Source organism: Pelotomaculum isophthalicicum JI (assembly GCF_029478095.1).
GTDB classification, from domain to species: Bacteria; Bacillota; Desulfotomaculia; order Desulfotomaculales; family Pelotomaculaceae; genus Pelotomaculum_D; species Pelotomaculum_D isophthalicicum.
Window position 1 is genome coordinate 1 of sequence record NZ_JAKOAV010000011.1, and the last position, 13,288, is coordinate 13,288.

A 13,288-nucleotide genomic window follows, 5' to 3' on the forward strand; every position below is an offset into this window, starting at 1 on the left:
AGCTGGATGAATTACTAATTATTGATTCTAACGCACTATACGTATTTGACCGGGGCTATGTCGATTACAAGAAATGGGATGACTATTGCGAAGCCGGAATACGCTTTGTTACCAGGATCAAAGACAACTTTATCATTAACACCATTGATGATAAGCCGGTTGACGGTACCAATATGACCGAAAGCATTGTGATACTTGGTGATCCTAATACAACAATGATGAGGAATAAGTTACGACTTATTCACACTGTGGATACCACGGGAAGTCCGGTTGTTATTCTAACAAATGACTTTAGCATTAGAGCTCAGGAAGTATCTGAGATATACCGCCTCAGGTGGAAGGTGGAGCTGTTTTTTAATTAGAGATTCTACGAAAGCAGCCCACCAGGACTTCTTGTGGCAGGCGAAAGATTGAAGATTACAACTGGCAATTTGAGCAATTGCTAACGGAAATTAAGCATGGAGATACCGAATTCCTTGACAGTTATGATGTAGAGCTGAATTATCTGTAATCCTAAATAAAGCATATCTGTATAAATGTGGATACTGGATTACCTTTTATGGTGCCGTTGCCTTTTTAGATTACGTAAGAAAAAACCCTGTTCAGAAAATTCTGTCACCCCTTTTCTTAGCCTAAATTCTTATTATTTTTTAATGTTGACTTTTGAAATCAAGTTTTATGCAACACTACTGATGTCAGATGAAGAACCTCGACTGTATTCATAAAATGGTATAGAATATGCATATGGAAATCTTCTACCATTATTTTTAGACCAGTGAACAGACTTAAATATAATATAAGATGAGGGGATTTATTTGAAATTCAGGAAAACTATTTTTAAATCAGCATGTATTAATATAATTACCCTGGCTGTTATTATAGCAATAGCCCTGTTACTCACATCCAGTGCCTTTGCTGCCGAGAAAATCTTTTTAGACCTGCCTGAAAGCGATCCTTTCTACCCGTATGTCAACTACTTAGTAAAAACAAACCTCATCCAAGGATACCCCGATGGTAGCTTCCGTCCGGCCGATTCCATCACCAGGGCCGAGGTAGCCGCACTCTTGGTAAGAGCCGGTAAATTAAATGAACTTGCTCCTGTTACACAGACCTATAGCGACATCAGCCCTTCCCACTGGGCGTATACCACAATTGAAAGAGCAACCTATGCTGGTCTCATTAAAGGGTACCCTGACCAAACATTCAGGCCAGAAGCACCTATTAGCCGGGCAGAAGCCTGTGCTTTACTCCTGCGCCTGACCAATAAGCCCGTGCCCTATTCACCGTTAGACGAAACTATCATTGACATTGAGCCTGCATACTGGGCTAGACAGCAGATAGCCGCAGCATTACAGGCCGGTATGTTTACCATGACCTCAAAAAACACTTTCGAACCAGAAGCCCAGGCTACCCGCGCGCAGTTGGCCAGAGGCTTGGCTATAGCGCTCAACATGGAAGACAGCTTGTCGCCTGTTGGTATCACCGCCGGAAACATTAGATCAGGAAACCACATTGCTGGAGGAGCAGATCATACCTTGTTCCTGAATAGTGGTGGTACAATCTGGGCATGTGGGGGGAATATGTATGGCCAGCTTGGTGATGGAACATTAATTGATAGGTATTCTGCACCTGTGCAAGTGCAAGGCCTTACGGGTATGGTGTTAGTAACTGTGGGTGACTTTTTTTCGCTTGCCCTTAAGAACGACGGCACGGTTTGGGCTTGGGGCAAAAATGAGAGTGGCCAGCTTGGTGACGGAACAACAACAGACAGGTACAATCCAGTACAAGTACCGGGTTTGTCCGACGTAGTGTCGGTTGTTGCCGGGGGAGTTCACAGCCTGGCGCTTAAAAAAGACGGTACGGTTTGGGCCTGGGGGTATAATTCCTCTGGCCAACTTGGCAGTGGTGCAACAATGGACAGCTACACCCCGCAGCAGGTGCAATTCCTGACTGACGTGGCAGCGATAGCCGCAGGCTCCGGGCATTCCCTGGCTGTTAAGAGTGACGGCACGGTCTGGGCTTGGGGAGAAAATGATTTTGGTCAACTCGGCGATGGGACAAAAGCACACAGGTACACTCCAGTGCAGGTAGAAGGACTGACCGGTATTACATCGGTAGTTGCAAGGAGGGAATATTCCCTAGCTCGTAAGAGCGATGGCACAATATGGGCTTGGGGTCAAAATTATCTTGGCCAGTTAGGTGACGGGACAAAAACAGATAGGTGCGTGCCAGTGCAGGTGCTGGGTTTGTCCGGTGTGGTGTCAGTATCTGCCGGGGCGGCGCATGTCCTAGCTCTTAAAGGAGACGGCACAGTATGGGCCTGGGGGTTAAATAAAAATGGCCAAGTTGGGGTAGCATCTTCCAGTTACGGCCCTTTGCGGTTACAAGGCATGACTGACGTGGAGGAGGTAGCGGCCGGCGAGCGCTTTTCCCTGGCTCTCAAGAGCGATGGCACGGTCTGGGCCTGGGGGGAAAATTATGCCGACCCGCTGGCAGATGAAATTGCAATGGACAGTTTTAGCCCGGTTCAGGTACCCAAGATTATAAATAGCATTATAGCGGCAGACAGCGGGAACAATATAGGATTGGGAAATGGTGACAGTATTACAATCACCTTCAGCGTAAACATAAACCAGCCCCCGGTTAATAGCAAGGCGGGTGTAGACGCATTAATCAATTTCGGCGGGAAGTCATTCGGTACTAATTATAGCGGGACATGGACGGACGCCAATACCCTTGTGCTCACTGTTGGCAACGCTACCGGTGCTGACCTGGCTGTTGGCGACACGATCACAATAAATGCCGGTGTTGACCTGAAGACTGCCGGTGGAATCTCCTATACCCGCACCTCCAGCGGTACCATCAGCGGTACTTTTGGCAAGGCAGGTGTTGTGCATTTCACGGACACCACTCTGGAGGCCGCTGTCGGGGCAGCTTTAAACATACCGGTAGGTAATATAACTGAAACGGAAATGCTAGGTTTAACGAGCCTGAACGCATCAGGTGAATTCGTTATGTATAGCGACAAAATCAAAAATCTAACCGGTCTTGAGTATGCAGCCAACCTGCAATCCCTTAATTTAACTAACAACAATGTCAGTGACATAGGGGTGCTGTCTAAATTAACCAACCTGCAAACCCTCAACCTTAGCAGTAACCAGATTAGCGATATAAGAGCGTTAACAGGCCTGACCAACCTTCAAACTATTAACCTCGGTAATAACCAAATCAGTGACATAGAGGCACTATCCGGCTTAACTAACCTGCAAACCCTTTACCTTGATAATAACCAGATCATCAATATTGATGGCCTTTCCAGGTTGACCAACCTGCATCATCTTTCCCTTTATAGTAATAAGATCAGTGCTATAGGAATACTAACAGGTCTGACCGATCTGCGGATCCTTAACCTTGAGAAGAACCAGATTGGCGAAATAGAAGCGCTAACAGGCTTGACCAAGCTGCAGAACCTTTATCTTAGTGATAACTATATCAGTGACATTGGGGCACTATCAAGTCTACCCGACTTACAAAACGTTAGTATTGAAAATAACCCGATAAACCTTGACCCTGATTCGCAGGCAATAGGTATTATCAGAGCTCTATTATCCAGATGTGTGATAGTGGATTACTAGCAACGACATGAGTGAAAGAACGGATGGAGTTATCCGTAAATTGACAATTACCTTCACGGGTAACACGGCATGTTACCTGTTACCATGGCTATGCCATAAAACAGGTACCACGGTAGCGATCATCGGTGCAGATATTCCTTCCTCTTGTCCTCCAACCAGGCTGCCTCAATAGCCGCCTTTATTTCATTAACCGTCAACTTGATACCGGCTGCCACCGCTTTTTCTTCCAAGTATTTTTTAGCCTGCTCCAGTTTACTTACCCCATTCAAGTCTTTATAAACCGTTTCAGCGAATGAAAAGGCCTCCTTCCCCAGGAGATTCAGTGTCTTTCTTTGCTCTGCCGTCGTTTTCAATTCCAGGTAAGCCTCGGCCTTCTGCTTCAAGTCCTTGAGCCAGGCTTTTGCCAGTACGACTAGAATGCCTATAACGGCGAGGAAGATTTCAGTAGCATACTGATTGATTTGTTCTTGCATAACATTTTCCCTCCTAATCCAACTGTTACCGTTTTAATCGCTTCGTCCCAAACCTCCTTCCCAAATGAAACTATAACAGGCCTTTTCGAAAACTGCTCCTTTACTATATAAAGAGAAAATAAGGGGCTTTTTAACAACCCCCTAAATAAAGAAGTAGAAAATTTTTTAGCTTGATAATGATGTACATGCTGTATTGATTTAAGGTGACTTTTTCATCATTAATTTTTTAACCTAAATACGGTGAGGGATTATGGTATGTGAATGTTTAGTTTGCCGGCATATGTATCTGATTCCCCTACTAGTTCGGAATTTAAATGTTTTCTTTAAGTGGGATTTCCATCCAAAAAATTTTGCGTCATCGCCAAGTTAAAAGTTATATAGAATATTCTAGCGCAGAACATACTTTTGGTGTCTTGTTACTTGTGGTATACTAGTAATGTAAAATAATATCTGGAAGGTATAATAATGCGGCCTTTTCAGCTAAAATCGGAATATAAGCCCATGGGGGACCAGCCCAAGGCTATCTCCGCCCTGGTAGACGGCTTGCAGAAGGGTTATCGGGGGCAGGTTTTGCTGGGCGCCACCGGTACCGGTAAAACTTATACAATAGCCCAGGTGATCCAGGCTGTCCAACGGCCGGCCTTAATCCTGGCGCCGAACAAGACACTGGCTGCCCAGCTTTGCGGGGAGTTTAAAGAGTTCTTTCCCGACAACGCGGTGGAGTATTTTGTCAGCTATTATGACTACTACCAGCCGGAAGCATATATTCCGCATACCGATACTTACATTGAGAAGGACTCGTCCGTCAATGAAGAAATAGATAAACTGCGCCACTCGGCCACTTGCGCTCTCTTTGAGCGGCGGGACGTGATTATCGTGGCCAGTGTTTCCTGTATTTACGGCCTGGGTGATCCCGAGGAGTACAGCACGCTGGTTCTCTCCCTGCGCCAGGGGGAGAGCTATGACCGGGACGCTGTCTTGCGCAAACTGGTAAGCATCCAGTACGAGCGCAACGATATTAATTTTATCCGGGGGAAGTTCAGGGTGCGGGGCGACGTGTTGGAGATTTTCCCTGTGTCCGCCACGGAAAAGGCAATCAGGGTGGATTTTTTCGGTGACGAAGTGGAAAAGATGCTCGAGTTCGATGTGCTGACCGGGGAAATAATCGGGGAGCGTAAGCACGTGTCTATCTTTCCGGCAAGCCACTACGCCACCTCCAGGGAGAGGATGGACCGGGCTATCGTATCCATAGAAGCTGAGTTGGAAAAGCGGCTGACCGAGTTGCGCTCTAAAGAAAAACTGCTTGAAGCGCAACGTTTGGAGCAGCGCACCAACTACGATCTTGAAATGATGCGGCAAATGGGGTTCTGCAGCGGGATTGAAAACTATTCGCGGCATCTGACGGGAAGAGCGCCGGGACAGGCTCCCTATACCCTGCTGGACTACTTTCCCAAGGATTTTATCGTGTTTATTGACGAGTCCCACGTGGCGGTACCACAGGTGGGCGGCATGTACGAAGGGGACCGCTCCCGCAAGCAGTCCCTGGTGGAGCACGGCTTCCGGCTGCCTTCCGCTTTCGACAACCGTCCGCTGACCTTTCCGGAATTTGTGGAGAGGTTGAATCAAGTTGTTTACACTTCCGCCACGCCAGGACCTTACGAATTGAAAAACAGCGCTCGGGTGGTCGAGCAGATCATTCGCCCCACCGGTTTAGTTGACCCGGAAGTATCCATTAGACCGACCAGGGGTCAAATTGACGACCTGTTGAAGGAGATACAGCGGCGGGTTCAAAAACAGGAAAGAGTGCTGGTTACTACACTGACCAAAAAAATGGCTGAAGACCTTACCGATTATTTCCGTGAGACGGGAGTCAAAGTGCGCTACCTGCACTCGGACATCAATACCATCGAGCGTATGGAAATACTGCGTGACCTGCGACTGGGGGTTTTTGACGTCTTGGTGGGCATCAACCTGTTAAGGGAAGGCTTGGACCTTCCTGAAGTGAGCCTGGTAGCCATCCTCGACGCCGACAAAGAAGGCTACCTGCGCTCCGAACGTTCCTTGATCCAGACCATCGGCCGGGCGGCCCGAAACGCCGAAGGAAAGGTAATAATGTACGCGGACAAGGTCACCGGTTCGATGAAAACAGCCGTTAACGAGACCGAACGCCGTCGGAAAATACAAATCGAGTATAATAAAAAACATGGTATTACTCCGGAAACCGTCCACAAGGCGGTGCGGGACGTGATTGAAGCCACCCGGGCGGCGGAGCCTAAAGCAATTTACGAAGCCGGCCCGCGCGCAGGCAAGAAGATGAGCAAAACCGAGTTGAAAAAGTATATCGCCTCTCTCGAAAAAGAGATGCGGGAGTCGGCGCGCCGGCTTGCCTTCGAGCAGGCGGCGCAACTGAGGGATATTATTATAGAATTGCGGCTCCAACTGAGAGGCGAGAAATCAATAAGTTAATCACAGTATGATTAAATGAAACAGGAGTCTTTTATGCTTGACAAGATCTTAATCAAGGGCGCCCGCGTCCACAACTTGAAAAATATTGATGTTGAGATACCCCGTGACAAGTTTGTGGTAATCACCGGCCTGTCGGGCTCAGGCAAGTCCTCGTTGGCTTTCGACACTATTTACGCCGAGGGTCAGCGCCGTTATGTGGAGTCTCTTTCAGCTTATGCCCGCCAGTTTCTGGGGCAAATGGACAAGCCGGACGTTGATTATATTGAAGGGCTTTCCCCTGCTATATCTATCGATCAGAAGACCACCAGCCACAACCCGCGCTCCACGGTGGGTACGGTGACGGAAATTTATGATTACTTGAGGCTGCTCTACGCCAGAATAGGACGTCCCAACTGCCCCCGTTGCGGCAAGTTGATTACCCGGCAGGCGGTGGAGCAAATGGTGGACCAACTGGCGTCTCTTGCTGAAGGCACGCGGCTCCAGATCCTGTCGCCGGTGGTCCGCGGCAAAAAGGGAGAACATGTGAAAGTTATTGAGGATATCCGCCGCAACGGTTTCGTCAGGATCAGGGTGGACGGTGAAGTACTGGAAGCATCAAGGGAAGTAAAGCTGGATAAAAACAAGAAGCATACTATTGAAATAGTCGTGGACCGTATTATTGTCCGGCCCGGCTTCGAGAGACGGCTCGCCGACTCACTGGAAACAGCCCTCAAGCAAGGCGGCGGCCTGGCGGTGGCCGTAGTTGACGGTAAGGAGGAAATCACCTTCAGCGAGAACTTCGCCTGTGTTGATTGCGGCATCAGTATTATGGAAATCACACCGCGCTTGTTCTCTTTCAACAGCCCTTACGGGGCTTGTCCCGAGTGTACCGGTCTGGGTTTTAAGAAAGAAATTGACCCGGACCTGGTCATACCCGACCGGCGCAAATCTATAGCCGGCGGGGCGATTGAGGGTTGGTCCAAGGGCGGCTATTCTTATCAATTTCTGGAGGGAGTCGCGCGGCATTACGGCTTTAATCTGGATACCCCGGTGCATGAACTGGCGCCGGAACACCTGAATATAATTCTATACGGCACGGGCAGTGACCGGATTCATTTTATCTTACAGAATGATTTTTACGGCCGCAGGCACGAAATGTACGTACCCTTTGAAGGGGTGATTAATAATCTGTCCCGCCGCTATAAGGAAACGGCCTCGGAGCACCAGCGGGAAGAAATTGAAAACTATATGAGCAGCCGACCCTGCCCGGCTTGCGGCGGCGCCAGGCTCAAGCCGGAAGTGCTGGCTGTGAAAGTGGGGGACCGTTCTATCACCGAGGTCACCCGCTTTTCTGTGCTGGAAGCGCGAGATTTCTTTAATACACTGGATCTTACCGGACGGGAAAGAATAATTGCCCGGCAGGTTCTGAAAGAAATCAACGAACGCCTGGGTTTTCTGGTGAATGTGGGGCTTGATTATCTTACCCTGGACCGGGGGGCGGGGACTCTTTCAGGCGGCGAGGCGCAGCGGATCAGGCTGGCCACCCAGATCGGTTCCGGGCTGATGGGTGTGCTCTATATCCTGGACGAACCGAGTATCGGGCTGCACCAGCGGGACAACCAGCGCCTGCTCCGCACATTGGAGCGCCTGCGTGATTTGGGGAACACATTAATTGTTGTGGAACACGACGAAGATACTATGCTTACCGCCGACTATATCATCGATATCGGCCCCGGCGCCGGGGTGCACGGCGGGCGGTTGGTGGCGTGCGGCACGTATCAGGATATTGTTGACAACCCGGATTCTATCACCGGGCAGTATCTAAGTGGAGAGAAATCTATACCGGTGCCCCTTTTCCGCCGTCAATCCAATGGCAAGGCGCTGGTAGTGGCGGGCGCGGCGGAAAATAACTTGAAAAATATTGACGTGTCTTTTCCGCTAGGCTTATTCATTTGTGTGACCGGGGTTTCCGGATCAGGTAAAAGCACCCTGGTGAATGATATTCTTTACCGGAAACTGGCCCAGGAACTGCACCGGGCGAGGACTCAGCCCGGGCGCTGCCTGAGTGTCAGCGGCATTGAATATCTGGATAAAGTAATTGATATCAACCAGTCTCCCATCGGGCGCACGCCCCGGTCCAATCCGGCTACTTATACGGGAGTCTTCAACGACATACGCGATCTTTTCGCCATGACGCCGGAATCAAAGATGCGCGGGTACAAGGCCGGGCGTTTCAGCTTTAACGTTAAAGGGGGACGTTGCGAGTCCTGCCAGGGGGACGGGATTATCAAGATTGAGATGCATTTCCTGCCTGATGTATATGTACCCTGCGAGGTCTGTAAGGGCTTGCGTTACAACCGGGAGACCCTGGAGGTCCGCTACAAGGGCAGGAATATAGCCGACGTGCTGGAAATGACGGTGGAGCAAGCGGTTGAGTTCTTCGGGCAAATCCCGAAAATTCACCGCAAGCTGAAAACCTTGCAGGATGTCGGTCTTGGATACATCCGCCTCGGGCAGCCGGCAACCACTCTTTCGGGCGGCGAAGCCCAGCGGGTGAAGCTGGCTACGGAACTGTCCAGGCGGTCTAACGGCAAGACTGTCTACATTCTGGACGAGCCCACCACAGGCTTGCATACCGCCGACATCGACCGTCTGCTGAAAGTGCTGCACCGGCTGGTGGATGCCGGGGATACGGTAGTAGTGATTGAACATAACCTTGATGTGATCAAAACTGCCGATTATATCATCGACCTGGGTCCTGAGGGGGGCAATAAGGGTGGCGAAGTGGTAGCCACCGGTACTCCGGAAGAGGTGTCGGCAGTTTCCGGGTCGTATACCGGTCAATTTCTGAAAAAAGCTATCTTAAAAGGACCACGGCAAGAGGCTGGGTTCTGGGGGGAAGTGGATGAAGAACCACCGGTGTTGAGCAAGAGCGTCGGCGAGTGAACTTATCAATTGGGGACATGAAAGCGGTGGTTAGGTGGAACTGGAAGAAAAAATTAAACTGCTGCCCGCCAAGCCGGGGGTTTACCTTTACCGGGACGCGGGCGGTGAAATAATTTATGTAGGCAAGGCGGTTTCGCTCAAAAATCGTGTTCGTTCCTACTTCCAGTCCGGCGCTCAACAACAGCCCAAGACGAAGCTGATGCTGCAAAAAGTGGCCGACCTGGATTATATTGTCACCGACTCTGAAGTGGAGGCGCTGATCCTGGAGCAGAACCTGATTAAGGAACACCGCCCCCGCTACAATGTTTTGCTAAAGGACGATAAGAGTTATCCATACCTTAAAATCACGTTGAATGAAAATTACCCGCGGGTGCAGATCACCCGCCGGCACGTAAAAGACGGGTCAAAATACTTCGGGCCTTACACCAGAGTGGGAGCGGTAAACGAAACCCTCCGACTTTTGAAAAAAATCTTTCCGTTCCGTTCGTGCAAGCAGCGGGAACCGGCAATTAGAGAAAGGCCTTGCCTGAATCACCACATCAAGCGTTGCCTTGGCCCGTGCTGCGGGCTTACGGACAGGGAGACATACCGGGCGATGATTAATGAGGTATGCCTTTTCCTGGAAGGGCGGCAGGAGGACTTGGTCAAACACCTGACGGCCAGAATGCAAGAAGCCGCGGAAAATCTTGAGTTCGAGCGGGCCGCTGAATTGCGTGACCAACTGCATTCGGTACGGGAAGTAATTGAAAAACAAAAGATTATTTCAGGCGGCTTTGAAGACCAGGATGTCATGGCCATGGCCAGGGCTTTCGATGAGGCTTGTATAATGGTATTTTTTGTGCGGGGCGGCAAGTTGATCGGGCGTGATCATTTTATCCTGAAAGGCACGGAGGGTCTGAGCCGCTCAGAAGTGCTCGGCGCGTTCATCAAACAGTATTATACCGGCGTTGATTTTATTCCCCGGGAAGTTCTCTTATCCGAAGGCGTTATGGAAGAAAAGGCGGTAATTGAAGAATGGCTAACCCAAAGAAAAGGAGTTAAAGTTTTCCTGAAAACACCCAGCCGCGGGGAGAAAAAGAAATTGGTGGAGATGGTGGCCAAGAACGCTCTACTGACTTTGGAGCAAGTGCGAAGCGAAGGTACCGCCCAACGTGACGAAGCGGCGGCGGCTTTGGCTGAACTAGCCGGCGCGCTGAGGTTGGAGCGGCCTCCCTGCCGTCTGGAATGCTATGACATTTCAAATACCCAGGGTACCGGCAGTGTTGCCTCGATGGTTGTTTTCGAGGAGGGGAAACCTGCCAGGGACCAGTACCGGCGCTTTAGAATTCGTACAGTGGAAGGGCCGGACGACTATGCCTCCATGCAGGAAGTGCTCAGGCGGCGTTTTACCCGCGCCCTGGAAGAGAAGGAGCTTTTGCGCACAGGACAGATTTCCAGTAAGGAAGCAAAATTTTACCGTCTGCCGGATTTGGTTGTTGTGGACGGCGGCAAGGGGCAGCTTTCCGCTGCCCGCCGGGTCATGCGGGAACTGGGTTTAGAAAGAATACCGGCTTATGGCTTGGCCAAGGAGGAAGAACTTCTCTTTGGCGAGGGCCTGCCGGACCCGGTTGCCTTGCCCCCGGATTCCCGGGCGCTCCACTTGTTGCAGCGCTTGCGGGACGAAGCGCACCGCTTCGCGGTGACCTATCACCGGAACTTACGGGGAAAAGCCGGGTTAAGGTCCTTACTGGATGAAGTGGAGGGTATCGGTGAGGTGCGCCGTCGCGCCTTGCTTAAAGCTTTCGGCAGTATCTCAGGAATTGAAAAGGCTTCGTTGGAAGATTTGACTGCCGTTAAAGGAATGAATAAAAAAGCTGCGCTTGCCATATATGAATTTTTTCGCAAGTGAGAAGCTTGTTAATTATTTTGCCTTTTTTTAATCTAATGTATAATATTGGTGCGGGGAGGATTTATGCAGGCATTTAAATTAATCGCCGCGGATTTGGATGACACTTTGCTGGACGATAACCTGCGATTGACCGAGCAGGTTAAAGATACCATAGTCGCTGTGCGGGACGCCGGTGTTCAATTTACCGTTTCCACCGGGCGGATGTTCCGTTCCGCCGTGCCATACGCGCGGGAACTAGGGCTGGATCTGCCACTGATCACTTACCAGGGGGCGTTGGTGAAAAATGCCCTGTCCGGGGAAGTTTTACTATACCGCCCGCTGCCGCTGAACTATGCTAAGGAGATAGTCGTCCGTATTCACGAACTGGGCTACCATTTAAACGCATATCTTGACGACGTGCTTTACATGGAGAATGATACTCCCGAAGGCCGCCGGTACAGTCATATTTCCGGGGTGAAACCTGAACTTGTCGGGGACCTTCTGAAGATCCTGGACCGTGATCCCACGAAAATAGTGGCTATCGCCGGGGAACCGCAGCTTGACCGGCTAAACGCCGAGTTGACACCGCGATATGCCGGGAAAGTGCATATCGCTAAATCAAAGCCGTTTTTTTTGGAATTTTCCCACCCGCAAGCGACCAAAGGACATGCTCTTAAAGCCCTGGCCGGACATTTTGGGGTAAAAAGGGAAGAGATTATGGCCGTCGGTGACAGTTATAACGACCTGGAGATGCTGGAGTATGCCGGTTTGGGTGTCGTGGTCGCCAACGCCAGGGATGACATCAAGAAGAGGGCCGGGTATGTAACCGCCGCGCCGAACGGCGCCGGAGTGGTGGAAGCGTTGGAAAAGTTTGTGTTGGGGAGGTGAGCCTCCTGCCGGATCGTTATGTAATCGGGGTTGACCTCGGCGGCACTAAGATACACACCGCGCTGGCCGACGGGGACGGCAATATTCTGGCAGAAACGAGAGTACCTACTGAGACAATAAAAGGACCGTCACACGTTATCGGGCGAATTATTGCCACTATCGAACAAGTACGGGAGCAGGCTGGATTACCCGCTGGTTTTGTTGAAACTGTCTCAGTGGGATCACCCGGCCCCCTGGACATTGCCAGTGGCATTATTCATTTTTCGCCGAACCTTGGCTGGCACGAAGTCCCCCTAAAAAAACTACTGCAGGAGGGCCTGCGGACAAAGGTAATGATCGACAATGACGCTAACCTGGCCGCTCTTGGCGAGCATGTTTTCGGGGCCGGGCGGGGCGTGAACAATATGGTTTACATTACTGTCAGCACAGGAGTCGGCGGGGGTTTAATCCTGGGCGGGCGATTATATCACGGCGCCACGGACGGGGCCGGAGAGATCGGGCATATCACCGTGTTGCCGGATGGACCGCCTTGTGGCTGCGGCGCACGGGGCTGTTTGGAGTCTGTTTCTTCCGGCACTGCTATCGCGCGGGAAGCCCGGCGGCTGGTGGAATGCGGCAAGGGACAGAATATCCTGACCCGGGCCGGGGGCGATCCGGACAGGATCAGTGCCGTTACAGTGGCTGAGGCCGCATCAGGGGGAGATCAGGAGGCAGTTTCCATCATTTCGAATGCGGCGCGCTTTTTGGGAATTGGAGTGGCCAATGTGATTAATCTGCTCAACCCGGACATGATTGTGCTGGGCGGCGGCGTGATGGAAATAGGAGAACCCATCTGGCAGGGTGTCAGGCAGGAAGTGGAGGCCCGTACTTTGGGCGCGGCCCGTACCCATGTCCAGGTGGTGCCGGCCGGACTGGGCCGGCGCGCCGGTGTGCTCGGCGCTGTGGCATTGGCGCTGCAGATGGACTAACATTGTACATTCAATGAAACTATTCAGAATAAAAGCCAGTCCCACTGATTATGCTATTGGTGGGAG

At 50.9% G+C, this 13,288-nt stretch carries 8 protein-coding genes; 7 read left to right on the forward strand and 1 reads right to left on the reverse strand.

The window, feature by feature from the left end:
• A partial coding sequence (locus L7E55_RS07320; protein ID WP_277443464.1) for a transposase occupies positions 1–362 on the forward strand: 362 nt, incomplete at its 5' end.
• Positions 363–815: 453 nt separating this feature from the next.
• Entirely contained in the window at positions 816–3,635 is a 2,820-nt protein-coding gene (locus tag L7E55_RS07325) for an RCC1 domain-containing protein (RefSeq protein WP_277443465.1), read from the forward strand.
• A gap of 119 nt (positions 3,636–3,754) precedes the next feature.
• On the opposite strand, the gene L7E55_RS07330 is transcribed toward L7E55_RS07325, so the two are convergent.
• The gene (locus L7E55_RS07330) at positions 3,755–4,108 is read right to left on the reverse strand and encodes a phage holin (RefSeq protein WP_277443466.1); all 354 of its coding nucleotides are present in this window, start codon (positions 4,106–4,108) and stop codon (positions 3,755–3,757) included.
• Between the two features lie 465 nt (positions 4,109–4,573).
• On the opposite strand from L7E55_RS07330, the gene uvrB reads away from it, so the two are divergent.
• From uvrB to L7E55_RS07355, 5 genes are all read left to right on the forward strand, one after another.
• The gene (gene uvrB, locus L7E55_RS07335; RefSeq protein WP_277443467.1) at positions 4,574–6,574 is read left to right on the forward strand and encodes an excinuclease ABC subunit UvrB; all 2,001 of its coding nucleotides are present in this window, start codon (positions 4,574–4,576) and stop codon (positions 6,572–6,574) included.
• A 33-nt stretch (positions 6,575–6,607) separates the two neighbouring features.
• Positions 6,608–9,499 (forward strand): excinuclease ABC subunit UvrA, encoded by a 2,892-nt coding sequence (gene uvrA, locus L7E55_RS07340; RefSeq protein WP_277443468.1) that lies wholly within the window; start codon positions 6,608–6,610, stop codon positions 9,497–9,499.
• A 34-nt stretch (positions 9,500–9,533) separates the two neighbouring features.
• Complete coding sequence (gene uvrC, locus L7E55_RS07345; protein ID WP_277443469.1) at positions 9,534–11,387, forward strand: excinuclease ABC subunit UvrC; 1,854 nt, start codon at positions 9,534–9,536, stop codon at positions 11,385–11,387.
• Between the two features lie 63 nt (positions 11,388–11,450).
• A complete protein-coding gene (locus tag L7E55_RS07350) occupies positions 11,451–12,254 on the forward strand; it encodes a Cof-type HAD-IIB family hydrolase (RefSeq protein WP_277443470.1) in 804 nt (267 codons plus the stop codon).
• On the forward strand, positions 12,251–13,222 hold the full coding sequence (locus L7E55_RS07355) for an ROK family protein (protein WP_277443471.1): 972 nt from the start codon (positions 12,251–12,253) through the stop codon (positions 13,220–13,222). The genes L7E55_RS07350 and L7E55_RS07355 overlap by 4 nt, the downstream gene beginning before the upstream one ends.
• Positions 13,223–13,288: the final 66 nt, after the last annotated feature.